This is a genomic window from Thermodesulfobacteriota bacterium (genome assembly GCA_035559815.1).
GTDB lineage: Bacteria > Desulfobacterota_D > UBA1144 > Nemesobacterales > CSP1-2 > DATMAT01.
In genome coordinates this window covers 56,228-80,588 of the sequence record DATMAT010000051.1, presented here as the reverse complement: position 1 = coordinate 80,588, position 24,361 = coordinate 56,228, and the positions used below count along the sequence as shown (strand labels likewise).

Annotated in this window: 30 protein-coding genes; 12 read left to right on the top strand and 18 right to left on the bottom strand. The window is 46.2% G+C overall.

Features of this window, described 5'->3' with window-relative positions:
* Nucleotides 1–158, bottom strand: a 158-nt coding sequence (locus tag VNN20_13205) for a hypothetical protein (protein HWP93144.1), incomplete at its 3' end; no start/stop codon positions are given.
* Between the two features lie 134 nt (nucleotides 159–292).
* On the opposite strand from VNN20_13205, the gene VNN20_13200 reads away from it, so the two are divergent.
* Entirely contained in the window at nucleotides 293–433 is a 141-nt protein-coding gene (locus tag VNN20_13200; protein ID HWP93143.1) for a hypothetical protein, read from the top strand.
* Nucleotides 434–827: 394 nt separating this feature from the next.
* Nucleotides 828–1,973: a hypothetical protein gene (locus VNN20_13195; protein ID HWP93142.1), complete on the top strand. Its 1,146-nt coding sequence runs from the start codon at nucleotides 828–830 to the stop codon at nucleotides 1,971–1,973.
* Between the two features lie 113 nt (nucleotides 1,974–2,086).
* On the opposite strand, the gene VNN20_13190 is transcribed toward VNN20_13195, so the two are convergent.
* The 7 genes from VNN20_13190 to VNN20_13160 all read right to left on the bottom strand — a co-directional run bounded on the left by VNN20_13190 (nucleotide 2,087) and on the right by VNN20_13160 (nucleotide 8,329).
* Nucleotides 2,087–2,509 carry a biopolymer transporter ExbD gene (locus tag VNN20_13190; GenBank protein HWP93141.1) on the bottom strand — a complete coding sequence of 141 codons (423 nt, stop codon included), beginning with the start codon at nucleotides 2,507–2,509 and terminating at the stop codon, nucleotides 2,087–2,089.
* Nucleotides 2,506–3,162, bottom strand: a complete 657-nt coding sequence (locus VNN20_13185; protein HWP93140.1) for a MotA/TolQ/ExbB proton channel family protein — start codon at nucleotides 3,160–3,162, stop codon at nucleotides 2,506–2,508. The genes VNN20_13190 and VNN20_13185 overlap by 4 nt, the downstream gene beginning before the upstream one ends.
* Nucleotides 3,163–3,250: 88 nt before the next feature.
* Nucleotides 3,251–4,336: a Clp1/GlmU family protein gene (locus tag VNN20_13180; GenBank protein HWP93139.1), complete on the bottom strand. Its 1,086-nt coding sequence runs from the start codon at nucleotides 4,334–4,336 to the stop codon at nucleotides 3,251–3,253.
* 124 nt (nucleotides 4,337–4,460) lie between these two features.
* On the bottom strand, nucleotides 4,461–5,720 hold the full coding sequence (gene lysA, locus VNN20_13175) for a diaminopimelate decarboxylase (protein HWP93138.1): 1,260 nt from the start codon (nucleotides 5,718–5,720) through the stop codon (nucleotides 4,461–4,463).
* Nucleotides 5,721–5,901: 181 nt separating this feature from the next.
* Nucleotides 5,902–6,495, bottom strand: coding sequence for a 2-hydroxychromene-2-carboxylate isomerase (locus VNN20_13170; GenBank protein HWP93137.1), 594 nt, complete (start codon nucleotides 6,493–6,495; stop codon nucleotides 5,902–5,904).
* Nucleotides 6,496–7,139: 644 nt separating this feature from the next.
* A complete protein-coding gene (locus tag VNN20_13165) occupies nucleotides 7,140–7,733 on the bottom strand; it encodes a cupin domain-containing protein (GenBank protein ID HWP93136.1) in 594 nt (197 codons plus the stop codon).
* A gap of 2 nt (nucleotides 7,734–7,735) precedes the next feature.
* Complete coding sequence (locus VNN20_13160; GenBank protein ID HWP93135.1) at nucleotides 7,736–8,329, bottom strand: sigma-70 family RNA polymerase sigma factor; 594 nt, start codon at nucleotides 8,327–8,329, stop codon at nucleotides 7,736–7,738.
* Between the two features lie 267 nt (nucleotides 8,330–8,596).
* On the opposite strand from VNN20_13160, the gene VNN20_13155 reads away from it, so the two are divergent.
* Nucleotides 8,597–9,460: an anti-sigma factor gene (locus tag VNN20_13155; GenBank protein HWP93134.1), complete on the top strand. Its 864-nt coding sequence runs from the start codon at nucleotides 8,597–8,599 to the stop codon at nucleotides 9,458–9,460.
* 114 nt (nucleotides 9,461–9,574) lie between these two features.
* On the opposite strand, the gene VNN20_13150 is transcribed toward VNN20_13155, so the two are convergent.
* The 6 genes from VNN20_13150 to VNN20_13125 form a co-directional block, all read right to left on the bottom strand.
* Nucleotides 9,575–10,828, bottom strand: a complete 1,254-nt coding sequence (locus VNN20_13150) for an alanine racemase (protein ID HWP93133.1) — start codon at nucleotides 10,826–10,828, stop codon at nucleotides 9,575–9,577.
* A gap of 118 nt (nucleotides 10,829–10,946) precedes the next feature.
* Complete coding sequence (locus VNN20_13145; protein ID HWP93132.1) at nucleotides 10,947–12,344, bottom strand: pyridoxal phosphate-dependent aminotransferase; 1,398 nt, start codon at nucleotides 12,342–12,344, stop codon at nucleotides 10,947–10,949.
* Between the two features lie 47 nt (nucleotides 12,345–12,391).
* On the bottom strand, nucleotides 12,392–13,240 hold the full coding sequence (locus VNN20_13140; GenBank protein ID HWP93131.1) for a class I SAM-dependent methyltransferase family protein: 849 nt from the start codon (nucleotides 13,238–13,240) through the stop codon (nucleotides 12,392–12,394).
* Complete coding sequence (locus VNN20_13135) at nucleotides 13,230–13,796, bottom strand: ferritin-like domain-containing protein (GenBank protein ID HWP93130.1); 567 nt, start codon at nucleotides 13,794–13,796, stop codon at nucleotides 13,230–13,232. Before VNN20_13135 ends, VNN20_13140 begins: the two co-directional genes overlap by 11 nt.
* Before the next feature lie 117 nt (nucleotides 13,797–13,913).
* Nucleotides 13,914–14,369 (bottom strand): hypothetical protein, encoded by a 456-nt coding sequence (locus VNN20_13130; GenBank protein ID HWP93129.1) that lies wholly within the window; start codon nucleotides 14,367–14,369, stop codon nucleotides 13,914–13,916.
* A 172-nt stretch (nucleotides 14,370–14,541) separates the two neighbouring features.
* On the bottom strand, nucleotides 14,542–14,934 hold the full coding sequence (locus tag VNN20_13125) for an OsmC family protein (protein HWP93128.1): 393 nt from the start codon (nucleotides 14,932–14,934) through the stop codon (nucleotides 14,542–14,544).
* A 217-nt stretch (nucleotides 14,935–15,151) separates the two neighbouring features.
* Between VNN20_13125 and VNN20_13120 the strand changes: the two genes are divergently transcribed.
* The 5 genes from VNN20_13120 to VNN20_13100 all read left to right on the top strand — a co-directional run bounded on the left by VNN20_13120 (nucleotide 15,152) and on the right by VNN20_13100 (nucleotide 17,427).
* A complete protein-coding gene (locus tag VNN20_13120; GenBank protein HWP93127.1) occupies nucleotides 15,152–15,637 on the top strand; it encodes a hypothetical protein in 486 nt (161 codons plus the stop codon).
* A gap of 8 nt (nucleotides 15,638–15,645) precedes the next feature.
* On the top strand, nucleotides 15,646–15,834 hold the full coding sequence (locus VNN20_13115) for a hypothetical protein (GenBank protein HWP93126.1): 189 nt from the start codon (nucleotides 15,646–15,648) through the stop codon (nucleotides 15,832–15,834).
* Nucleotides 15,750–15,977 (top strand): VOC family protein, encoded by a 228-nt coding sequence (locus VNN20_13110; protein ID HWP93125.1) that lies wholly within the window; start codon nucleotides 15,750–15,752, stop codon nucleotides 15,975–15,977. Before VNN20_13115 ends, VNN20_13110 begins: the two co-directional genes overlap by 85 nt.
* A gap of 168 nt (nucleotides 15,978–16,145) precedes the next feature.
* Entirely contained in the window at nucleotides 16,146–16,565 is a 420-nt protein-coding gene (locus VNN20_13105) for a MaoC family dehydratase (protein HWP93124.1), read from the top strand.
* Between the two features lie 352 nt (nucleotides 16,566–16,917).
* Entirely contained in the window at nucleotides 16,918–17,427 is a 510-nt protein-coding gene (locus tag VNN20_13100) for a DUF4188 domain-containing protein (GenBank protein HWP93123.1), read from the top strand.
* Nucleotides 17,428–17,459: 32 nt separating this feature from the next.
* On the opposite strand, the gene VNN20_13095 is transcribed toward VNN20_13100, so the two are convergent.
* Nucleotides 17,460–19,190 (bottom strand): hypothetical protein, encoded by a 1,731-nt coding sequence (locus tag VNN20_13095; GenBank protein HWP93122.1) that lies wholly within the window; start codon nucleotides 19,188–19,190, stop codon nucleotides 17,460–17,462.
* A gap of 546 nt (nucleotides 19,191–19,736) precedes the next feature.
* On the opposite strand from VNN20_13095, the gene VNN20_13090 reads away from it, so the two are divergent.
* From VNN20_13090 to VNN20_13075, 4 genes are all read left to right on the top strand, one after another.
* Nucleotides 19,737–19,982 carry a type II toxin-antitoxin system Phd/YefM family antitoxin gene (locus VNN20_13090; protein ID HWP93121.1) on the top strand — a complete coding sequence of 82 codons (246 nt, stop codon included), beginning with the start codon at nucleotides 19,737–19,739 and terminating at the stop codon, nucleotides 19,980–19,982.
* Nucleotides 19,983–20,082: 100 nt separating this feature from the next.
* Complete coding sequence (locus VNN20_13085; GenBank protein HWP93120.1) at nucleotides 20,083–20,745, top strand: hypothetical protein; 663 nt, start codon at nucleotides 20,083–20,085, stop codon at nucleotides 20,743–20,745.
* Nucleotides 20,746–20,976: 231 nt separating this feature from the next.
* Entirely contained in the window at nucleotides 20,977–21,234 is a 258-nt protein-coding gene (locus tag VNN20_13080; protein ID HWP93119.1) for an AbrB/MazE/SpoVT family DNA-binding domain-containing protein, read from the top strand.
* Nucleotides 21,219–21,548 carry a type II toxin-antitoxin system PemK/MazF family toxin gene (locus tag VNN20_13075; GenBank protein HWP93118.1) on the top strand — a complete coding sequence of 110 codons (330 nt, stop codon included), beginning with the start codon at nucleotides 21,219–21,221 and terminating at the stop codon, nucleotides 21,546–21,548. Before VNN20_13080 ends, VNN20_13075 begins: the two co-directional genes overlap by 16 nt.
* A gap of 24 nt (nucleotides 21,549–21,572) precedes the next feature.
* On the opposite strand, the gene VNN20_13070 is transcribed toward VNN20_13075, so the two are convergent.
* The 3 genes from VNN20_13070 to VNN20_13060 form a co-directional block, all read right to left on the bottom strand.
* Nucleotides 21,573–22,751 (bottom strand): MSMEG_0565 family glycosyltransferase, encoded by a 1,179-nt coding sequence (locus VNN20_13070; protein ID HWP93117.1) that lies wholly within the window; start codon nucleotides 22,749–22,751, stop codon nucleotides 21,573–21,575.
* Nucleotides 22,752–22,903: 152 nt separating this feature from the next.
* The gene (locus VNN20_13065) at nucleotides 22,904–23,908 is read right to left on the bottom strand and encodes a DUF2877 domain-containing protein (GenBank protein ID HWP93116.1); all 1,005 of its coding nucleotides are present in this window, start codon (nucleotides 23,906–23,908) and stop codon (nucleotides 22,904–22,906) included.
* Nucleotides 23,909–23,987: 79 nt separating this feature from the next.
* Entirely contained in the window at nucleotides 23,988–24,248 is a 261-nt protein-coding gene (locus VNN20_13060; GenBank protein HWP93115.1) for a hypothetical protein, read from the bottom strand.
* Nucleotides 24,249–24,361 lie beyond the last annotated feature (113 nt).

The following is a 24,361-nucleotide window of genomic DNA, read 5'->3' as shown; positions in this document are numbered from 1 at the left end:
ACCCCGGCGGCAAGAAGCGGTTCGAGGCTGAGAATTTTAGCCAGGGCAAATCCGGCAAAAGGCATAATCCCGTATTGAGCTATGAATCCCACTGCCACATCCTGGGGTCTCAGCAAAACCCTTTTAAAATCCCCTCCGCTCCCAGAATGAATGGACATTTTTATTTTTCTTTACCAGCGGATAAACCACCGCTCGTGCAGCTTGTCGAAGCATCATACTGTGCCTGGTCGAAGTATGAATTTAGAACCTAAGGAGTTCGTCCTTCGATAGTTCGACAGGCTCACTATTCAGGATGAACGGGATTATCGACAAGCTCACCACTCAGAACGAAGGGGGTATTATTGACTTGGTCATGGTATTCAGGGTCATGCCCATACCAAACATTATCACACCCAATGCCGGAGTGATCAGATATATCAGGTTTGCAAAATGATCAGGATAAAAATAAGTGAGTACCGAGAATCCCATTATCCAAAAAGCGAAATAGTTGGTGAAAATTTTAGTAATCTCAGAGTTTTCAATAGTATGCTTCTTGGAAACCCGGATATAGAGGCGGAAAATTACATAAGATTTTAATGAGTGTCAATCAGACTGCTTTGGTCTAATGATCGGTATCCATAGCTTATCCAGTCACTTTTGGGCAGGAATTTGAAAGCAGGAACAAATATCGTTTTTTGATGAACCCGAACCAGGTATGCCTATATCATGATAATCGTGCTCTAGCCCTAAGAATCAACCACATTTTTTGCGGACAGAAAAAAAACCCTAGCATTAATTCCTCCATGGTAATAAAATTGTCTTAACGATGTGGTGGGGAGAATACGGGCGTGAAAAGAGTTTCTGCCCCGAGTTTTTATGTGTCGCTAATTGTCTTTCTTTTCAGTTTACCTGCCGAGGTAAGGGCAGAGGATATAAGTCTTCAGAAAGTTTATCTCCCCTATCCGCAACCTGAAGCAACCACCTATTCCCTCAATCCCGAATTCTACAGACATAGCTTTTTCCGTGATCCCAAAAACGATGAACACTTTTTATCTAAAAATATCAAAATCAAGCTGCAAAATACTAGCCTCCAAAAGATAGAGGAACTGTCGACTGCCGAGACGCTGGCCATCAGAAGTGAGCTTGCCCTTTTGGACAACCTTAAATTTTCGAGCGCCCTAATGGTCGCTATGTCTCCGATTAACGACCTGGGAGTAGACTACTTCCTGCAAAAGGACCCGTTTATCGAAAACTATACCACCAGGCAGGACTATCTTAGTTTGATCCCCAGGTCATTTGCCGATGACACCAGGCCAAGCCTATTATTCAACCTCGACTATAGGCCCATGAAATGGGCTCATTTTGGCCTGAGGTTCGACAGAAATTGGGGAAATAGATTGGTCAGTAGCAACGATACAAACAAACACCATGGCTTTTTTAAAATGTCGCTTAATCCCCTTTTATCTACTTCGTTGGTAATGGGAGCGGAACTCTTCGATACCAATTTTATAGATCGAGAAAATTTAGACAGGAGAAACTATGTCTACTTCGCCCAGCTTAACAATAAATGGGAAGGCTTTGACACCTTTGTTAGATATCAGATAGACGAGTTTCATCACCAGGCAAACTCCAGCAAGGACTATGAGGCCACTTCGCTCATAGTGGGGGTAAAAAAGAACTGGACTCGAATAGACGATGCCTGGATCAGACTCGGAGTCACTCATAAGGAGGCTAGAGTCGAAGAAAAGAAGTACTTCGTCGGGGTCGGTTTCAAATACAGTCCCACGGAAAATATTAAATTCCTGGGTCAAAATAGCTATGAGATATCCCAAACCGATGGAGGTGAAAAAGAGCTGATAAAGCTAAGCGGGGGAATCGACATAAAGCTGCCGTTTGACCTTCAGTTTCGGAATTTTGTGAGGGTTAACAGGACCTTAGACGGCGAGACGAGTTATCAGTTTTTAACCTCGATATTTCGGAGATTCAAGTCTTAGTGAATATATCGATCGATCTTTAAATGTAGGGAACGCATACCTGTACTGAGCAAGGCCGAAGTACATGCGTTCCTTACAAAATAGAAGAAAACAATGGCATTTTTCTAGTTAAATCACTTCCTCTCCGGAGAGGCTTGCTCTACGCCTATAGCCAGCCTGGAAAAGCCCTGGGTTTTGACCATATCCATGACCTCGACAACCCGGCCGTGAGGAACTGCATTGTCCGCCCGGATTATAACCAATGATTCTTTGTCCCGGTTTTTTTCGAGCGTCTTAGAAAGCTCATCCAAGCTGATAGTCTTATCGTTAAGATAGAGCTTGTCGTCTTTAGTAAGGCTGATGGTAAGCTGCTCCGCTTTTATCGGCTCTGCAGTAGCGGCTTTGGGCAGCCTTACGTTTATTCCACCCGAGGTTGCCGCAAAATTTAAGGAAAGCGCAAAAAATATGAGGAGATTGAAAACGGTGTCGACGATCGGGGTAAGGTCGACCGCTGCAGCAAATCGGGCTTTTTTCTCGTTCCCATTTCTGAACTTCATCTGGCCATCTCTCTCGCTTTCTCTTTCCGGTCAACCGAAAGAACAATCTCCTCCATAATCCTCCTACCCTCTTGTTCCATATCGGATATCAGGCCGTCAGCCTTTCCTAAAGTGTATTTATAGGCGATGAAAGCAGGAATGGCCACGAGAAGCCCGAATGCGGTAGTGTATAGAGCCTCAGATATGCCGCCGGCCAGGCTGGGCGGGTTAACTATAGGCTGTTCCGATATGACCTGGAATATATTTATCATACCGGAGATCGTCCCGAGGAGGCCCAGCAGGGTGCTGGCGTTACTTATTGCACCCAGTCCCTCTATGTATCGTCCGAGCTCCTGCGCCTCTTTTCGTCCTATCGCTTCTATTTCCTCTTTGAGCTCTTCCTTGGGCTTATTTGAATTCTCCAGGGCTACAGAGGCGATCCTGGCGATCGAGGAGTCGTTGGCACGGGACAGCACCAGGGCCTCGCCTATTTTTCCCTGGGATAGCAAACCGTAAAGACTTTTTAAAAATTGCTCTGGGATAATCCTTGGCCCCCTAAGTATCCACAATTTCTGGAGAAATATCGCTAACCCGACAACCGAACAGAGAAGAATGGGATACATGAATATCCCACCCTTTGCGAAAAATTCAGACACACTGCTATCCCAAATCATTTAAGCCTCCGTCTATAGACGCTTGCCAGTTACTTCGAGGATAATCCCGTTTTTTGAATTAATAGAATATCCGTGGCAGGCAACCAGGTCAATAAAAAGTTGATTTGCCTGTTTCCTTGCCCGAGGTGCTGATTTTTAACGAACCGAATATGAGCACTCCGATCTTGGAAGAATCCATTACCGGCGTGAATACATTAACTATACCTTCCTCAACTCCTAAAATGATACCCAACCCCGAGACAAAACCCCCCTGAGCCCTCATTCCCAGGCCAATAACCGTACCCTCTAAGTCGCTTTGATTTATCACCCTGACGAACCTTTTCTTGAGGTAGCTTTGAATTTTGTTCGATAATGAATCACCATGTCCCATAGACCGCACCACCAATACAGCTTCTTCGTTCCCCTCTTCCCCATAGAGAAAGTCGAGCCCGCTGGTCTTGGAAAGCTCGTATAGTTTCAAATCGGAGATAGGAAGGCCCACACCGAAGGGGCCCCGCCTGAGTAAGACATCCCCGATTTTAATTTTTAACTTCCTGGCCCTGGAAAAATACTGGGCAAACCTCCTCTCTCGGTTTGCCTGTCTCTCGTCAAGTGACCTACCTATCGCCGAAGACCCGGGCTTCAGTCTTAGTATCTTTAAATTGTCGAAAGAGGCCCGGACCGAACCGAGAATCGGCTCAACCTCCTTCTCTCTTTGGATAGCCACTATATGCGTCGGCTGGACCAGAGAGACCTTTTGATATTTCAACTCAAGCGCAGTCGCACCGTGTATGAACCCGGTGGTATCAACCAGAACCAAATCGGGTTTGGTTAGAAGAGCGGCTTCGACGGTCTTTTTAAGCCCCACTGCCATCTGTAAGAGGTTTCCTGGAGGAGAGGTAGAGCCGATGAAAAAAAGGGAATGCACCCTTGGTGATTTTATGTCGTCTACCGATGATACCAGGGCGGATGAGATAGCGGTTGGGACTGCTATCGAAGACTGTCCGATATCGCTGTCCACAAAGGCCACTTTTTTACCCGATTTTACGAACCTGTCTATTAAAAATTTTATGAGGGTAGTCTTGCCGGTATCACTAGCCCCTAAGACAAAAATTATTCGGCCATCTTGAAGGTCTTTGGATAACGAGACCCATTCGGGAGGAATCTCAAAGCCTTCTATGGATAAGGAGAACATGGTTATTTAGCCACGAAGACGCTAAGACACAAAGGGATTGTTAACGTGTTTGCGAGTTAATGTGTTCACGTGTTTATTTGTAACCCGCCAACCAGCAAACCCGTTAACCAGTAAACCGTATCATTCACTTCAAAAAATCGGGAATGCTTTCTCCTCGAATCAAATCCTCGTATGTTTCCCTTTCCTTTACCACATAAAATTCCTTTCCATTGACCATCACCTCGGGGACACGGGGGCGGGTGTTGTAGTTGGAAGACATAACATAACCGTAAGCACCGGCGCTGAGAACCACTAGCAGGTCGTCTTTAGCCACCCAAGGAAGCTTTCGGTCTTGAGCCAAAAAATCGCCCGATTCGCAGACCGGTCCTACTATGTCCACGACCTCTTCATTTTCCAGGTCGGCATCCGCCGTGACAATTTCATGGTAGGAGTCATAAAAAGCGGGACGAATCAGGTCATTCATGGCCGCATCTACAATCACAAATCTTTTAGCCGTGCCCTGCTTGATGTAAAGCACCTTGGTCAAGAGAGCTCCGGCATTTCCTACGAGCCATCTTCCCGGTTCCAGCAAGAGTTTATACTTAGCGTCTATTTCCTTGATTATAAGTTTTGCATATTGAGCGGGGTCCGGGGGAACATCCTCTTTTTTATACCTTATTCCTAATCCTCCGCCTATGTCTATATATCTAATTTCAATCCCTTCACCCTTTAGAACCTCGGCCAGGTCCACCAGCTTCTTCGCCGAGGCCGCAAAAGGGTAAAGGTCAAATATCTGGGAGCCGATGTGAGCATCCAATCCCACTACTTCGATTCCGCTCATACCGGCTGCACCCTTGTAAACCTCCACTGCCTTGTCGATTTCGATCCCGAATTTGCTCTTTTTAAGCCCGGTGGATATGTAAGGATGGGTCTTAGGGTCGATGTCCGGGTTGACCCTAATGGCAACCCTGGCCTTTTTACCCAATCCATTTGCCACTTTGTTCAACACATAAAGCTCTTCTGTGGATTCAATGTTGAAGAAAAGTATTCCGGCACCGATTGCCAGTTCCATTTCCTCCTCGGTTTTTCCCACCCCGGAAAAAACAACCTTCGACGGGTCTCCACCTGCTTTTAGAACCCGGCGAAGCTCGCCCCCCGAAACGATATCAAACCCGGCCCCCAGGCTGGCAAAGGTCTTTAAGACCGCCAGGTTTGAATTAGCCTTAACCGAGTAGCAAATAAGGGCGTCTATTCCCGAAAAAGCATCGCTTAAAAGGCTAAAATTATCCCTGAGGATGGAGTAGCTGTAGATATAACAGGGAGTCCCCACCGACCGGGCAATCTCTTTTACCGGAACATCCTCTACATGAAATTCGCCATTCTTATAATCGAAACCGCGCCACATGAGACATTATCTCCTTTGGTTGCCCACTTCGGGCTGTATGGAATGATTGTGCATCTTTTCATTACACAGATTACACACCCCTACGTCCCCTCTCAAGAGGGGACTTGATGGAGAAATTCCCCTCTTTAGAGGGGTGTCCCCAAGGGACGGGGTGTGTTTTGATTTCAGACCTAGACTTTAATTAGAGACTTACCCTTAAATATTCTTCAACAAAGACCAACCTATCGTTTCCCCAGAACATCCTGTCCTCTATGAAGAAGGTAGGTGCGCCAAACCCGCCCCGTTTTACTAGCTCACAAGTCTCCTTTCTCAACTCATCCTTTATATCCTGTTCCCCAATCCTTCTCATAAACCAGTCAGCATCTATGCCCAACTCGCTTACCGCATTCTTAAGAACATGATCCTGGTTTAAATCCCTTCCTTCGACCATGTAAAGTGCAAACAGCTTGTGCGTGTATTCGGCAACTTTCCCTTTTTCTTTTGCCGCCAAAGCGCCTCGCATCGGCTTCACGCTGTTCAAGGGAAACATATCAGGAAAGTTGAATGGAACTCCGTAGTATTTTGCCCAGTCTAGTAAATCCTTAATCATGTATGCCTTCTTATTCGGCACCTCAAGCGGGGCGTGGTTCCCTGACTCTTTATACGCGCCTCCGAGAAGAAAGGGCTTCCATTCCAGTTCCGCTCCATATCTCTCACAAATCCCTTCGATCCTGGTCGAAGCCAGGTAGCTGTAAGGACTGGTTAAGTCATAATAAAACTCGACCTTCTTTTTCATTCATTTACCCTCGTATAGCCATTATAAGTAGCATGGATTGAATATCAAGCAAACTAATGGTTACCGGCATCTACTGTAGGGAACGCATATCATTCGGCTGTGCTCATGACAGGCATGCGTTCCTCAAACACAGCTTATATCATGGTATTTAAGCTAAATTTACAGTTCAAATGACTGCTGTCTAAGATAATTAGAAACCAGAGATTCAAACTGGTAAAACAAGGCCTTTAGATATATAAGAAACCCTGTTTAAAATCAGGTCCCCCTCTTTTACGTTTGCAATGCAAGCCCCATCCTAATCCTATTTGTTGAAAATAGCTTTTTAATCCCGCTCATCCTTCGTCCTAGTTTATCCTGAGCGAACCTGAAAGACTCTGGGTGAAGGGCTGTTAGTGTGAATTTTTCTTGTTCTTCATGGTGAGCCTTTCTACTGCGCTCAAAGCCTGTCCTGAGCTGGTCCCCGATTTAATCGGGGAAGGGATAAACTCCGTCTAACCATGAGCCCTTCGATAAACTCTGACGAAGGACCCCCTTGCAATTGCGAGCGATGTAGTTCTCTAAGAGTCCCTCTCTTGTTCGCTACCTCCGGTCCCCGCGAAGCAATCTCTCATTTTGGACAGGTTTATTACCGAGACACAAATTAATTATTCGAGTATCTCATTTCTCTGGGAGGAAAGGATAAGAAGTGTGCACCCGCTTTGGGAATAGATACCCTCATGAATGCTGCCTGCCTCTGCACGGATGTAGTCACCCTTACGGAATAATTGGCCACCCATTTCTATAGAGCCTTCGATTACGTAACATTCCTCAGCCTCCGTATGCCGGTGGCTGGGAAAATGTGTTTTAGCATTCATCTTTACCAGAGTAGTAGCATATTGGCGGGAAGGATCATAAAAAAGTGGCTTGAGACTAACACCCTCGGCTATATCTTTCCACTCTCCTTCCTGATAGCGGACATACAATAATCCTTCCCCTTCCTTTACCTTCTCTTTGGTAAGGACTTTCTCTCTTATCCGTCGTAGAAGCTTATCTTTTAAACCTGAAGGGGGAGTTACGGACGGTGCACTAAACCCGAGCAAATCAACAACTTCTTTGAAACCTTTAAGCTCATTTTCAGATGAACTAGGATCTTCTCCAAGGAGTACCTTGAACTCATCGGTCTCTTTAGCCTCAAGAGCGCCGAGCGCGTATGATGATGCTAGCTCCTGAATCTTTTTCTTTGAATATTTGGTCGCCATTATTACCCGCCCTCTTCAGACCAGCTAAGTAGCTCACGCAGTTTTAACATTCCCAACCGAATCGCACTCTTCACTGTCCCCAGGGGTTGACCCAGTCTTTTAGAGATTTCGCTCTGAGTAAGACCGTAAAAATAGGCTAGCTCAATCGTCTCTCTTTGCTGTGGATTTAGCTTTGAGAGAGCACCTCTGATTATCTGGCTCTTTTCGAGGAATATGGTTGTTTCCTCAGGTGTATTCGAAGGGCTTGATACACCCTGCTCCGGCAATTCTTCCATGGCCTCCCTTTTTGCACCGGATCTTAACCGGTCTATAGCGCGGCTGCGGGTAAGCATCAGGAGCCAAGCCAGAGGGGAGCTTCGCCCAGGGTCGTAAGCCGCCGCCTTATCCCACACCTGCATAAAAACGTCGAGTGTTATCTCCTCGGCCTCCGACACATTCGATAATATGCGCAGTGCCAGGCCAAAGACTAACCGGCTGGTTTGGTCGTAAAGCTCGCTGAGAGCGGACTCGCTTCCCTCGGCCACACGGGAAATCAATACGGCTAAGTTTTGCTCTTTATCCGTCAATTTAGACACGTCTTTAGAAAGCTTTTGCATCCAATCCTCTGGTAATGAATGGCGTTACTTTAAGGGCAATTGAAAATTAGTGGTTCAGGAAAGATATCAAGCAGGCAGTTAATTGAGCCAGCTATCATCGACTGGAATATAGCACATATTTAGATTTCCAGCAAGGATAGCCACTTAGCATTTACTTTTAAACTAAACCAGCACCCCTGATCACATCGTATATTGAAAAGAGGGGGGAATTATAATATATAATTTAGCGAGCGATATAAATCAGGCGAAGTCCAGCATAATGAACCTATGATGATCTCAAACCACGAGAGATTCGAAGAGTTGATCCCAATTTATGCCTTAGAGGCCCTAGATGGGGAAGAACTGAGAGAGCTGGAAGAGCATCTAAGGAGTGGCTGTAGCGCTTGTGAAGAATTATTGCGTGAACAGGAAAGGATTAAATCCTTCCTCCCCTACTCCGTGATGAGCCCCATCCCTTCCCCCCGGGTTAAAGATAGGCTTTTTAAGAAAATTAAGTCTGGTCCAAAAGTTGAAGAAGGAGCCTATTCGCCGAGCTTAAGGGAAAGGTTACAGCCAATGTGGCTTAGACTAGGGGGAGCGGTTGCTCTAGCGGCGTTAGTGCTCCTAATTTTATCGAATTTATTTCTGATGAATAGGCTAAAAGACCAGCAAATGGAGATAAGCAGGCTGCAGGATAAGATAACTGACCAAACTGAGAGCTTAGAATCTCTGGGAACTAGCCTAGCCAGCAGAGAGGCGGAGATAACCGACTTGAAAGAGCAACTTGCCCAGCAAACCCAAATCACAAAGTTGCTTGAGGACCCGGACGTAGTAGTTATAAATATGGTCGGGCTCAAACCGGATATGAAAGCACACGGGAGGGTGCTTTGGAATACCAAGGAAAACAAGGCCTTCTTCCATGTTCTTAACCTTCCCGCGCCCCCATCCGGAAAAACATATCAGCTCTGGGTAATTGCAGATAGTACCCCCAAGAGTGCGGGTATATTCAAGGTGGGAGAGCGTGGTGAAAACTTTATGAATTTGGAGTCCCTTCCCGACGCTTCAAAAATTAAAACATTTGCCGTCACTCTTGAACCCGAGGGCGGCGTTCCTCTTCCCACAGGAGAGATGTATTTGCTTGGAGAATCATAAGCATCCTATAAAAATCCTCTAAGTAAGCCTTGTGCTAATAGACAGAACATTCATTAGAAAGAATCTTACAAGTCTCTACCTTAAAAAAGCCCAAAAGGGCAAAATCGGCAAACTTCACAAATTCTCGAACGAAAATACATCTTCAATCGTCTCCTCCCTTCTCAGTAGCCTTGCCTTTCCATACTCCACAAGTACGATTGCCGGGCGAGGGAATATAAATGTGCTGGATTGAGGGATGTTGTAAGCCCCTACGCTTTTTATAATCAGCTTGTCTCCAGCTTTAAGTTCTGGCAGTTTTGTTTTTCCAATTATATCTGTCTGAAGACAAAGAGGCCCATAAACCGTGGTCTCTTTTAGTTCCATACTTTGCGATTCGTCTACCGATTCTATTTCCTGCCATCTCCAGAACGAGGTGGGAAGAAGGTTAATCCCGGCATCAATCACGATGCCCCTTTCACCATTTGGGAATTCCTTAATGCCCACAACGGTAGTAATGAGATGTATGGCATCCCTGACAATCGCCCTTCCCGGCTCCAGTATTAGAACCGGCAAATCCTGGCCTCCGAATCCGTCTAAGATCGGCTCTACTATAGCCTCCACGTAGGGATTGAGTGAATCCACACTGGGAAAGCCACCCCCTAAATCCGCATACCTGATTATCACCCCCCACTTCTTTCTGATTTCTTCCGCAAAATGAACGAGCTTCTTCGCCGCTTCCCTGTAGATATCTGGACTCTTAGGCCAGATGAGCCTTACCCGCCCTGCCGGAATATCCTCCTCGGCTCCATCGGGCTCGATTATGTAGCTGGTGAGATGAATATGGATTCCCGCTATTTTGAGGAGCTTCTTTTTCACGCATCTCTCCACAACCCGAAATGCCTCGCCGGATTCAAGATTGAAGCCAAACCTGTCCGGCGACTGATGAATGCCCACATCCACGTTGATCCTGATTCCTAGGTCAATTGTCCTACCCATCTCTGATGCGATCGCTTCGAGTAGCTTTATTTCATCGAGATGGTCCGCATTTATGAAAGCCCCTTCTTCCACCGCTCTCCTTAGTTCTTCTCTCTTTTTGCCCGGACCGTTAAATACAATAGACCCTCCGGATACCCCGAGCGCCCTAGCCAGGTCATACTCAAACCCGGAGGCCACATCGGCCCATGCTCCGCTTTTATGAATTATATTCAGCACTCCCAGGAGGCAGTTTGTCTTGTATGAATAGGCGACCTTTACCTTTGGGAATCTGATTGAAAATGCTTCTCGAAATGCCTTTAGATTTTTTCTTAGACCTCCTGCAGATACAATAAAAAGCGGGGAACCGTAATCCTCGACCAGCTTGCCTATAGTAATGCCGTCAATCTTATTCATTGGAAACACCATATACCACCACGACACGACGACACTAAGTAATTAATTTGTGATTGAAAATTAACTTAGATAGTTGTGCCGTAGAGCCGTTGTGGTTAAACCAATAATTTATCCGTCTCTAATCCGCCAGGTGCACCCCCTGTATCTTCCGTAGAATTCTCTCCGCCCTTTCCGTTTTTCTATCCCGGAAGAACTGGATCACACCGTTTCGATACATTCCGGATTTAGCTTCTTCGATTGCCAGGGGAAGGACTCTCCGAAAATGCCGGGAAGCCCAGAGGTCAGGCCGGGAGATATTCAGCCGGATATAGTCCGTCGCTCCGACATCGCCCAACCCGTCTCCCGGATACACGGCAACACGGTGTTTGAAAAGAGCCACGGTAAGCTCCTGTGCGGTCACGCCCGTCTCGGAAACATCCATCACCATGGAGAAACCATACTCAGGCTCGACCGGTATGGATATGCCTTTATTTTTGACTATTGTTTCCTTTATGTGCGCATAATTTCGCCTGATTATTCCTTCCGATCTCTTGACGTAATCCTCGTCTTTAAGCGCCGCTAACGCCCCATACTGTGCAATAAGATTGGTATTAAGCCTGGTCAAGGAGACCTTTGTTATCAGGCAAGCCCTCATAAGCTCCGGATGACCGGCCAGAAATCCGATCCTTACACCAGCCATCCCGTAGCCGTGGGATACGCTGAAGACTGAAACCACGTTATCTACATTGGTCTCTCTCCAGAGGGAGCTCATCGGGTAGTGAATCGAATCCGGGTCTATCCGGTGGGTATTGTGGGTAATGTCATTGATGATGATAATGTTGTGTCTTCTGGCAAGCTCAATGAGCGCAACCAACTCTTCCTTAGTCTGAACCGTCCCGAAAGGGTTTAATGGGTCGCATACGATTATTACTTTTGCCCTGGGCGTAATCTTCTCTTTAACTTGGTTGGGGTCAAGACGATATCCGTTTCTTGAATCAAGGGTAATTTTTACCGGTATTCCTCTGGCCATTAGAATTGCCGATTCAAAGTGAAAATATCCCGGGTCGGTAATTATCACTTCGTCCCCAGGATTGATGAACGTGTGTAGGGCGTAAGAAATTCCGGCCTGGCCGCCCTCAGTCCCCACCACCTCAAAATCTTTACTTCTTTCCCGTTTCAGTTTTATCTCCGCGCATGCGTCTCTAAGAGGATTTATAAGGTCGGGGGAATAGGGGTTGATATTGGATGCCTTGGTTTGTGCCCGCATCGCCTTTACCGCGCTCTTGGGCGGGCCCACGTAGCAGGTCATCCATCCCAGGTCTGCCCACTCTCTTGGGTCTAAATCAATCCGGCCCTCCTTATAAATTTCCCCCATGTCCAAACCCAAAATCTTAATGGCATCGCGGTAGGTCATGTAGTTCCACATCCCGTGCGGGCTTTCCATGACCGACTTGACCCTGTTTGATAAAACACCCTTCATAAAGGATGACGCCTGAGCCTCGTCTTCCCATCCAAGAACAAATCTTTCTTTTTTCATTAGTTGCCCCTGTCTTTGTAGGGGCGACCCGGCGGGTCGCCCCTACATTAGTTTCTCATCATAACCACAGCATAAATCCCATAAGGGTCCATAGTTACCTTGGGGTCCTTAAATCCGGCATCTGCCGCCCATCCTATTACCTGCTCCGCAGGCCTGAGATGCCAAACGCATCGTTCTCCCTCCTGGTTTACCAGCGTCCTGGCGATTAACTCTATCTGCGGATTATAAGTTTGCACGTTGAAAAGGATAGTCCCCGGATTGAGTATGTCCCTCAAATGAAAAAAATGCCTCCGTATTAACTCGTCGTCATGGATGATTCCATAAAGCCCCACCTCGATCAGGAGGTCTGGATCAGGACGGATGTTTTTCAAGCTATCCAGGTCAAGCGCATCTCCAAGCTCGTAGCTCACTTTATCCAGCAGATTCAATTTCTCGGCTGTGGCCTTGCTCTCAGCAAGGACCGTCCCATCGATATCACGGAGAAGGACATGCACATGACCATTGACTTCGTTGAGGGCATCGTAAACATAATCGGCCTTTCCCGAAGCCAGGTCCACTATAAAAGTAGGACGCCCGTTCCTACCTTTCAAAAAATCTTTGATAGCGTTTTTCTGAATTTCCTTGATGGCCCGGAATGCCTTGCAAGTAACCTGATTAAGAAAAGCCCTGTCCAGTGCCTTGCCTATATAAAACCTTCCACTGGGAACATTGCGGTAAATGTAGTTCATAATCATCCCGGAGTCGAAGCCGTAAGTATAACTTATCCTTATCCCCTCGGAGAGCATACCTATAGTCCTGAGGAATAAAGAGACGAATTGATAGTACCAGTATTTTGGAGAGTACACCGGGAGCGGGTTTAACAACTCCTCAAAGGCGGGCATTCTTCTACGAGGCATACCATTTTATCTCCTCATCTTCCCTGTCCGAGTAGATTTTGTCGGCAATCATTTTTATCTCTTCCGCACGATTTTTCTTTTCAAGTGTATCCGCATTCACCTCGAAGTATTTCTCCAAAAGCCCTAGATGTTCCCGGACATCCTTCTGAACCTCTTCTATAACCGTCCTGCTCTTTGGGTCGGCCACGCTCTGATAAATCCTGAGTAAAGACGAAAAATGAATAAGAGAGCCCCAGGCATAGGCAAAATCATCGAAGGGGTCTTGATATTCCTCTAGTATGTCGTAAATCCTCTGGCCAATATCGGGAGGCCTGTACGTTTCCGGTGTTTCACCGAGCTCTTTGGCCCTGTCCGAAAAGAGCTTGGCATGCCTGGCGTTATCAGCGATTATACGGGCGGCAGCCAGTTTCATTTCCAGGCTCTTGATGTTTTTCAGCTTCCCTCCGAATAAATCCACCCACGCCAGCATCCCGTAGGTATGCCTACTGAAAGCCCTGGCCAGCCGTCTTGGGTCGGAAAGTACTTCTTTTAATTTTTCAGGATTCCGTATGCTCAATTCAGTCTTACAATTTAACCACAACAGCACGACGGCACAAAGAAAACTTTTAATTCATTTTTTGATAATACTCTTTTTCCTCTTTTCCGTGGTGCCGTGGTGTCGTAGTGGTTCAAGTCAATACATCTTTTTCAAAATATTCACCAGCTTCATATTGCCCTCAGCCGGAACCTGCCAGTCGACATGAACTACTTTTATTCCCTGGGCCTCGAGCGCTTCCTTAAAGCTCTCAAGCCCAATATTTATTGCCTGAATTTCTTGATGGAGAATATCTGGAGCTTCTTTCTTCCCTTGAGAAGCTCCGGCCAAAATCAATTCCTCCATCCGGGAAAGTGCTTGGCTGGCTATCTCTTCCGAGTCGGCTTCAACTGCCATCACCAGGTCGCTTCCGCCTACAGCTTTTATCTCTTCGGTCATCAATCCGGCATCTTCCAATGCAAATTTAGCCTTCTCCGTTGCCATTACCGCCACTGCCTTATTTACCCCCTCCATCTCTTGCAGACTCTTTGATATGCGCATCAGGCGAAGCGCATCCTGAAAGTAATTTTTTCTAATCCTGAATTTTATGGCCAAGGCTCTTATCCCCCTTAATCAGTCACTAACAATCCTGCAAATAACAATCCCTAATCTCCTCCCCCTTGAGGGGGGGATTAAGGTGGGGGTAATTTGTATTTATCCCCCTAACCTTCCCCGCAAGTGGGGAAGGGATGAAGAAGCATAGCATTTTCATTGGCATTAATACTTATTAATCCGTAGCGATAACATATTCTATCGGACATGACTTTGAAATTGTATTACTCACAAAACAATACTTCTTGGCCAGGCTTATAATATCCTCCAAAATCTCAGAAGGAAGAGAGCTATCAACCTCGACCGTCAGCTTGGAGAAGATGAAATTCAGCAAGTTCTTTTGCCCCCGGACATTTACCCGCATATCCTTCACCTCTATCTTTTTCTTTCTGGCCACATAAACGAGCGCAAGGCAAAAACAGGAAGCCAGGGAGGAGAGAAATAACTCAGTCGGCATCATCCCGGTATCGTCCCCGTGAAATTCCGGGGCCTCATCAACCGGGACCCGAAACTGTCTTGCTATCACTTCAACTTGATAATTCTTCTTCCATACGGCTTGAACTTCCATAATCTCACCTTAAGTGCGTAATTTTAACCAAAATAATGAGATAATGATAGGAACGAATAACAATTGACCTACAAATGGCCAGTTTGCAACGTGCCAAATAGCATTAACAGGCAGTATAATTCTTTGGTCTTGTTATTTCTGACGAGATTTTTGAACACCCATAAGTGAAATAATGATTGAAATAGTTTCCTATAAACCCTTCTTGGAGGAGATCGCTATGATTAAACTCTTTTCTCATACATTAAACCTAGCCGTCATTTGCGCCAGCCTCGCTGTAGTAACAAATCTTTATGCGGCGGAACAGTCCGTCACCGGCATATTCCGCGGCAACGGCAAAGATGCCCAGCTCGCTTACGCCGTTGCCCGTCCCGGAGAGCCCTTTTCCGGCGAGGAGACCATCATCGTTGTGCTCACCGAGAAAGACACCGCCGGTGAAGACCGTCCCGACATCATGGCTGCCTTCGGCCAGTTCGGCAGCGCCCTTATCCTCACATTCCAGCGTTCCGGAGACCTGGTCGGTTGCGAGGTAGCGCACACCGCACATGAAAAATCGCCCTTCAGTTCTATCGGTAAACTAGAGGTCAAGGATTTTAAGATAGAGGGAGACAGGGTGCAGGCTAAGCTATCAACTGGTGGAGAGGTGGAAAGCTTCGGCAGTCAAACCTGGGAGGTTGATCTCAGCTTCAGCACAAAGGTAGAATAACGGCGGTAATGATCGAGATAAGCATCAACATCGATGTCGATGACCCGGATAGGGCAGTCGAGTTTTATAACAAAGCATTAGGACTTCGGCCAGGACGCCTTTCGACGATAGCGTGGTGGGAATACTCGGAGCTTCTTCGAAGATTTATCTATTGGCTAAGCCCTCAGGCAGTCTCGCTTCTTCCAGCACTCCCCTAAAGCGAGGCTATCGGCGGCATTGGATCCCGGCACATCTTGATTTCACCGTCGATGATATCAATGCCGCTGTGGAAAAGGCTAAAGCTGCCGGAGCTAAGCTTGAGGGTGATATCAACACATACAAGTGGGGACACATCGCCTAAATGGCCGACCCCCTTCGGACACGGCTTCTGCCTGATCGAGTTCATAGGAAGCGGCTATGACGAAATAGTGGGCTAACCACTCTTTTCTTCACGCCTGTCATTTAGCCATTGACTTGAGATTAAGCTTTTCGTACTATGTCTGCGAAACTGTACCGAAGGAGTGGAGATATGAACGTTCGTCCGAGGGACAGATTCTCTTCTCAGGTCGTGCTCAATCCCGCTATGGTGTCTGAGTTTGCCCGCTCCGCCGGAGACGACAACCCGGTTCATCATGACCCTTTTTTTGCAGCAACAACTAAATATCGCCGCCCCATTGCCAGCGGTACCCACACCACTGCCTTACTCCTCGGACTTACCGCATCCCACTTCTCCAAGGGTGCGACGATGGTCGGTCTAGAATTCTGGGTACGATTCCGTCGCCCGGTTTTTGCCGATGAGACCATACGGCTGGAATGGCTGGTGATCAAAGTCACACCCAACACCCGTCTGGGCGGGGACGTTGTCGAACTTCGAGGACGGGTAAAGAGCCAGGACGGCCTGACCGCAGTAGGAGCAAAAGGCCGGGTATTGGTCACAAAACATCTTTGACTTTGAACGTGCAAAGACTGTAATCGACAACGCAGCACATAATTGCTGCCGAACAGACCGTTTCCGGGGAGGCAATTTTACTCTGGTTGTCATTCCCACGCAGGTGGGAATCCGGTTCTTCAAAAAAATGGATCCCCGATTAAAAATTTCGGGGATAACAGAATTGATACATGGTTGATTCTGTCCCTTGGCTCAGACGGGAACACCCTGGCACGATGGAGCAGATTCGGTACACATTTTTAATCCCTCTACTCCCGTTGACTTAAAAGGATTTTTATTAGTAAACTTCACATACTAACAAAGTATGACTTATGAGTTCGCATCAACAATCATGAATGAGGAGGAATAGGCCATGAAAAAGCGAGTCGACAGGAGAACGGTTGACCTCTCCGCCTATCCCAACTTGGTTGTTATCTACCTGGGAATGCGCGTCAACCAGGTCAAGGGTCTATGGACGTTTTTTAGCTTCGGGCCGAAGATTGCCAAGGCTGTAGCGGCAAAGCCCGACGGTTTGCTTTTACATGAGAACCTCTACTTTGGTTTCTTCCCTCCCCATTTCGGTATGCGACAGTACTGGCGAGACTTTGAGTCACTCGAGCGATGGGCCCGCTCACTCCCCCACCAACAATGGTGGCAGGAATTCGTGCACGATTCGGGAGGAACGGGATTCTGGCATGAGACGTATTTCATTCGTGGCGGCTATGAGGCCATATACGACGACGTAAGGGTTCCGGTCGGTCTGATGCAATTTGCTCCTGTGTTGGAGGCGCGTGGAGCGATGTTCTCAGCAAGAAAACGGTTGCATCTTGAAGGGGAACCGGTAGTGGCAGCACCAGTAACGGAAGAGGAATTCTACAAGTAGATTTGGTAGTAATAGATATATCGTTTGATTGATTACACCCTCTTAAGTTCTTCCAGCAAGGCTGGCCGTTTCTTGTATTGTTCACTAAATTCTTTAATGAGTTCGCCGACCCTGTCGCCTGCCCCTAGGTTTTTCATTCTCCGAAGCATTCGGCAAACATCCTGGTAGGCAGCCCGACCCATACTATGGAGCAAAAGTTCCTTTGACTTTTTTTCGTAAATCTCTATCAGCTCCTTCGGAAAATGAGGGGCCAGATATCTATGGTAATCCTCGATCGGTCCAATAGAAGAAGAATGATCTCTTACTAGGTCGAAGAGTCTTTGCCATTCCTTTTCTCGAATAAATACTTCCGCTAATGTGTTGTTGGATGCTTCTCGTCGTAATTGCTTGACTAATTTTTCGACCTGATCCGGCCAGGTAGTCTGGGTATATGTCTTCTTGAGTTTTTTGTAGTATTCAAAATCGCCGGTTTTGAGGAAAAGAAGACTGGCGTACTCCCGGATGCTTTCTACATTTTTTTCTTTCTGTGCTACCTTAAGAAGCCATTCAAGCCATTCGTTCACGAGACCAGGGTATCGACGTACCGTATCCTGTCTAATTCCCTGTTTAGCCAACTCAATTACTCTTTTAAAATCCTTATTGGCAAAAGCTTGCCCTATAGCCAGACGAAGAATAGGTGTATGATGGATGTTGTCATTTATAAACTGGTTAACGTCCTTCTCATTACCCCGTTTCCTGATGACTTCAAGCTTTATCTGGGTGGCTTGCTCCTGATCATATTGGTCAGTGAATTCGCTAGACTGCTTTGCTCGCAGTACTTTATCGAGGATGGCAAAAAGCTCTTTTTCTTGTTCATCTGAAGAGACAAGCTCTCCCGCCAATTGCAAGAAATTCCACTTCCAGTCCCACCCTTCGTACTGCTTGTGCTTTGCTTCAGTTAAACAGTAGTAAAATAGGTCTTTTCTGGTTATTGGATCTTGAATTTTCTCGATACATTTATAGAACTCTTCAAACGCCCATTCAATAGCACCGCCGATATCGCCGTTTGAATCATCTGCAAACTGGAGTGCCGGCACGAGTTCCTCAATTACCGCCTGGAATATAGGTATAGCTTGTTCCGACTTGCTGCTTTCCGCAAGCTTTACCGCTTTATTCAATAACTCTTCTACTCCTTTAACTGCTCGCCGGCCACTCCAGTAGTCTATAAAACCGTGGTGATCCATGCCGGAACGAAGTGATTCCTTAACCAGTTCTCTATAGGCGCTTTTACTACCCCCTCCGGAGCGAGGCGTAGATTGAGCCAATAAGGTGAGGCGAAATTCACGGTTTCTAAGGGCATAGCTACGTACCAAATCGATAATTTCTTCCTGAGACATTGTTCCAATCGCTTCGTCCACTTCCTCGGCAACCGTTTTGGGCTTTTGTTTTACGGTATTTCCTTTTTTTCTTTTTGATCCTATTTCTCCTTTCTTTATTGGCACCCCCGTACCTAGGCGTTCTTGAATCGCATAAAGCACAGCCACCTCGTGCTTACATACGGGACTGAGATCATAGGGACAGGTACAGCTATAATCGGTTACCACATCGTTAGATATACTTATTCTGACTTCATAAACCTGAGTCCCTTCAACCTGCGCAGTCCACATACCGGTTTCTATCTCTTCCAAATCTTGCACCAGCCCATTCTGCCAATACCTCTTCCCGCGCTTAATCATCATCTGGCCTATCGACGATTCAAAATCGGACAAAGTAATGTTCATCATGCTTTCTACCTCAAGTAGTATTTGAGCTTGTATTATTATAAAGAAGAAGTAAGGCGCAGCAAACTTAGCTCAACATATCTCTTTGGGATGCCGTTGGCCGTACTGACTGGCTATAAGAGCGGAAGCCGTACTGATATTGACTTATGAAATAACCCCTCGCCTATTATGATAGTATCGGATGACAAACAGCCTATTCCTATATTTTGCACCTGTTAATATGCAAGCATCATAAATATTGGCTATATTCTAGCCAGAATGCGATTTGGTATCATCTTCTCACCAGAGGCGGTTGATGACTTACGCAAACTGAATGCTTATTCACGTGCAATAGTGCGGGATGCAATTGAAAAACACCTAAGGTACGAACCCACGAAGGTAAGCAAAAAGCAGATCAAAACGCCTCCGCGGGCTATCACCTCCGCAGTATCGGCTGCGGGTAGAAGTAGTTTGCGTGTTTTGTGACGTGTCGGAAGGAGTCGTAGAAGTTTTGGCTATTATTCCAAAATCAGAAGCCGAATCTTGGCTTAAAAAGATAGGAGAAACAAAATGAAGAAGGTAGCTTTATCAGAAGTGAAAGACGATCTCTCGAAATATTTGCGACTGGCAGAAAAAGAGGAGATAATAATCACCGGCCACGGCAAGCCAGCAGGAATATTAATCGGGTTCGAGTCGGAAGACGATTGGTTTAATTATCGATTGGAAAACGAGCCGCGCTTTTTGAAACACATAGAAACTGCCGGAAAAAACATACGAGCAGGTCGAGGTGTACGATTCGAAGACATTGAAGAATAACGACGGAGATAGTTGCGTAAACCAAGATTAATAGACCGATTTTTTAGCCCGCTACAAAGACAGCCATAATTACGAGTGCTTGTGGTATGAGCGCGGAGGAATGGAAACCTTACCGGTGAAAAAGTTAAGCAGCATAAGAAAAGGAACATCCATGTCAAAAAAGAGTAAAAAGAATGTAGGGCAGGACGACGTAAAAACCCGCATTCGGAATTTGAAAAAACAGTCAGAAGAACTAACTGCTGAACAAATGGTTTGCGATGAACCATCCCGTTGCCCGGCAGAAATTAAAGAAAAATTCTGGGAATACGTTGCCGCATTCGAGCAAGCAGCTTGGAACCAACCGTTTCAAGTTCTAATTGAATCGGGCATATCTTTACCTTCACCTGATGAATTAGATGACTCTCAACTGATGGCCAAATTATGGGAAGTAGTTAACGCGCTTTCTTTACTTCACGTGTACCTGCATCACACTAACCACCTGAGTGATCGCGAACTATATAACCAGCTTTGGAGCGACTTACTACGTGAAGAGATGGTCATGCAGCCCGACAATGCTGACTTTGCTTGTCACATTGATTTGGTTGGAAGCGGCAGTGAAGAAGATATATACATCTACCTAAAATACTATGCTGATGAGGATGAAAGAAACTGGTGGGTAAAAGAGTGGCCTGGGGAGCGAATACCCGGCCGCGACGAGCCTCCGTTTGATCGCGACCGCTTCCTGCCGTATGCCAGCTTCGAGGAAAAGCTAAGTGCGAACTAAGAGTGATCTAACAAGGAATTGCACGTAAGCACAGAAATCAGCCTTTTATGCTACAAAAACACCGGTTACGTGCCGAGATGTTCGGTTTTTACCTAACCCTAAGATTGATCGAATAAGGGTTCGTAAGCCATGAAAAGTCGCCCCATTTTTAACCACACAAGCAGTTCCAAAGCTTGACACAATTTATTTTGTAATTACAATATAGCTACTTACACTTAGAGGTTAAACCTGATGAAAATCAGCATCATTAAAATCGGTAATTCACAAGGGATCCGCATCCCCAAAGCCATCCTGGATCAAACCGGTCTCAAGGACGAGGTTGAGCTCCAAGTAGAAAAAAACCGGATTGTTCTTTCATCCCCTAAACAACCTAGACAGAATTGGGCGGAAGCATTTCGCTCGATGGCCACGCATGGCGACGATAAACTGCTCGACGAGGACCTGACCGGTCGTACCGAATGGGACACGGATGAATGGGAATGGCGGTAAAGCGATTTGAAGTCTATCTAGTCAACCTTGATCCTACCGTAGGCAGTGAGATTAAAAAAACAAGACCCTGTCTCATTATTTCTCCCGATGAAATGAACCGGTTTATAAACACTATAATCATTGCTCCGATGACAACCAAAGGGAAAATATATCCTACGCGTGTACCTTGTACTTTCAAAGGTAAGCAAGGGCTAATCGTGCTCGATAAAATAAGGACGGTTGATAAAACAAGGCTTGTCAAAAGAATCGGGAAGATTGATAATTCAACTCAAGATAAGATCCTTGAAGTGCTTGCAGAGATGTTTGCGCCATAGCGTGCAGCTCGAACCCATTTTTTGTTATTTTATATCAACACTTTCTAAGATCCCTTCATAAAACTCCTCATGCTTTAACGCCGTAGTCCTCCAGCTATAAGACTCGGCTGTTTTTCTTCCGTTTTTTATCAGTCTGTCCCGGAGCTCCGGATTCTCCATGGCCCTGATGATCCCGTGAGCCAATGCTTCATAGTCCATCGGTGAAACCAGTAAAGAATTTTCTTCGTCTCCTAGATACTCGGTGAGAGGTTCGATAATAGAGGCAATCACTGGAAGCCCGGAGGCCATGGCTTCAAAGACGACGAGCCCCCAGCCTTCTTTCACCGAGGGAAAGACCAAAACATCCGCCGCTCCATAGAGTTTAGTCATCGAATCATCGGGAACATTGCCAAGAAGTATTATGTCTTCATCTAACCTACATCCAGACCTTTTCACCTCAGAAAAGAATTCATCACGATACACCCGGTAATCGAACAGCGTTTCTCCGCCTCCGATTAGCCAGACTAAACGCTCACCCTTTTCTTTAAAATATGATTTGGCAATTCCAAATGCCCGTAGTGTGGTTAGCGTGTTCTTTCGCGGCTCGATTCCGCCTACGCTGAGAATCACCCTACACCCGCTTACCAAGAAGTCTTCTTTAGCTTTATCCTTGAATCCCTCGACGCCGGTAATTTTAAACCTCTCCACATCTACGCCGTTGTTAATGACGGTGGGGTTCAGGGAAAATCGAGAGCGAAGCTCATTTTCCCAGAATTTACTGACAACGATTATGTGGTCAGGCTCGATGATGCTTCTCAATTGACACTCGATCAGCGATGGTGACGTGAAATCATCTACGTGGTGAACGGTTCTTATGAAGGATTTAATCAAACCAAGATTACGCAACACCAGAAGCGCATTTGCAGAAATGCAATCCTCAGCATGGTAGATGTCGCAATCTAGATTTGTATAAGCCAGGTATGTGGAGTAGGTATTGATGTATCTCTTCACCTTTTCATCCATACCCTCATCGGGCAAGTTCTCGCAGGGAATTAGGGTATAAGGAACGCCTACCGGCCTGAAAAAACCCTCTCCACCGCTAAGGGCATATATATGAACCCGGTGTCCAAGATGGGCTAATTCCTCTGCTAAAGATAAAGTATGCACCACTCCGCCTCGTGGCTTGGTTGAGTAGGTGAGTAGGGCGATTTTAAGAGATTTCATGGAAGATGTCGTTAATTTGATTTTGATTAAAACTACGCAAAAAACACACCCTTCGATAGGCTCCAGGGTGAACGGCATTAGAACTAAGCCATTCATGGTGAGCTAGTCGAATCATGAACAGTAATTCCTTCTATGTCTTAATTATCAACGATTTATTCAAGTTCCAACATGTCTTCTAGCCTCTCCAGCCTCGAGATCAAAAAGCGGATGCCGTAGTAGATGCCGATGGCAATATCGGCCCCGGATGTTTCCCCCATGCCTATGACCGTCTTGGCGGAGGAGGCGACCTGGTTCGGGTCTTTTGTCAGAAGAGCATGAATCAACTCAACCACAGCTTTGGGGCCTTCACCCCTTCGTGCTTGATTTAGAAAGATTTGGCTGTAAATCGTAGTCTTTTCCTTGGCCAATTTACAGATGTCTCTAGACAGCTTCTGGTAGAAAATCAACTCTTTTGTGCCATTTTTCCGAAGTGCCTTTCCCCCTATTACCAAACTGAGTATTAATCCGGCAAGAAAATCGTCACCAGAAGGAGTGAGCCCTGGTCCAAGCCCAAGTATTTCCGAGGCTCTGGCTAATATCATATTGTGATCACCGCTAAATAGTCCCCACATGAGCGTCTCGATATTGGGCCTCGCTTTTTCCGAAAGGATTGGCATTTGAGGTCTAAGAAAAACTTGTGCTGGTCCATATAACTCCACATTCTCCAAGAGAGGAACAAGCCCTTCCCGGCTTGGACAGGTGTATATCACGTCTCTCAAGATTCTAAGATTGAGACTGATCTTGATTAAGTCCAAAAGGGCACTCCGCTTGGGAACCGGTGGGGAAAACGAATTGGCAGATTTCCCGAATCTGATGGTGAGCGCTTTGTCCTCAAAAACCAGACTATCCCCATTAATCTCGATTTTCATTCCTTCTTCTATACCTATTGACCTGAACCCTCTCTCATAGGGATCACCGATGACTATCGAGGTAGGACTGATAAAGTCTTCATTTTTGATCACGCTAATCAGATTTCTGCCGATTTGGATATAGAATCCCCGGTCAAAGACGCTATGCACCCTGGCTGTCTTTCTAGAACCGCGCAGTGCTTTTGCCGCTCTATGGCCGACGAATTCAGCTTCTATTATCAAATCATCCACGTTAATAACCACTACCACACAACGGCACAAAGTAAAACTCTGGAAACATTTCTTGGTGTCGTCGTGCGGTTGTGGTTAGAAATAGTTTCAAAACGAATCAGCCCCATCTTTTCCAATGCGGGCGCTGGCCCGAAGGGTACGAGCTAAGGAGAATTAACCTCCGGCGGATACCCCAGGGAATCTTAGAATAAATCGGGACAAAGATGTTTCTCCAGAAAAAGGGACCCAGGCCGCTTTCACGATAAGGCTTCGCGCAGAATTCGGGGTAACGGGCCGCCATCTCGTCGGTGGCGGCCTCGAGCAAGTATTTTTCAGCATTTTTTCTAAGCCATTCACCGAATGATTTTTGTTCTATCATTTTAGTTCCTTGGTAATAATTTAGCCACAAATGAGCACGAATTCACACTAATAAAATGATGCATTAATGATGATGAATAATTCATGAGAATTTTTTACATAACTCTGAATCTG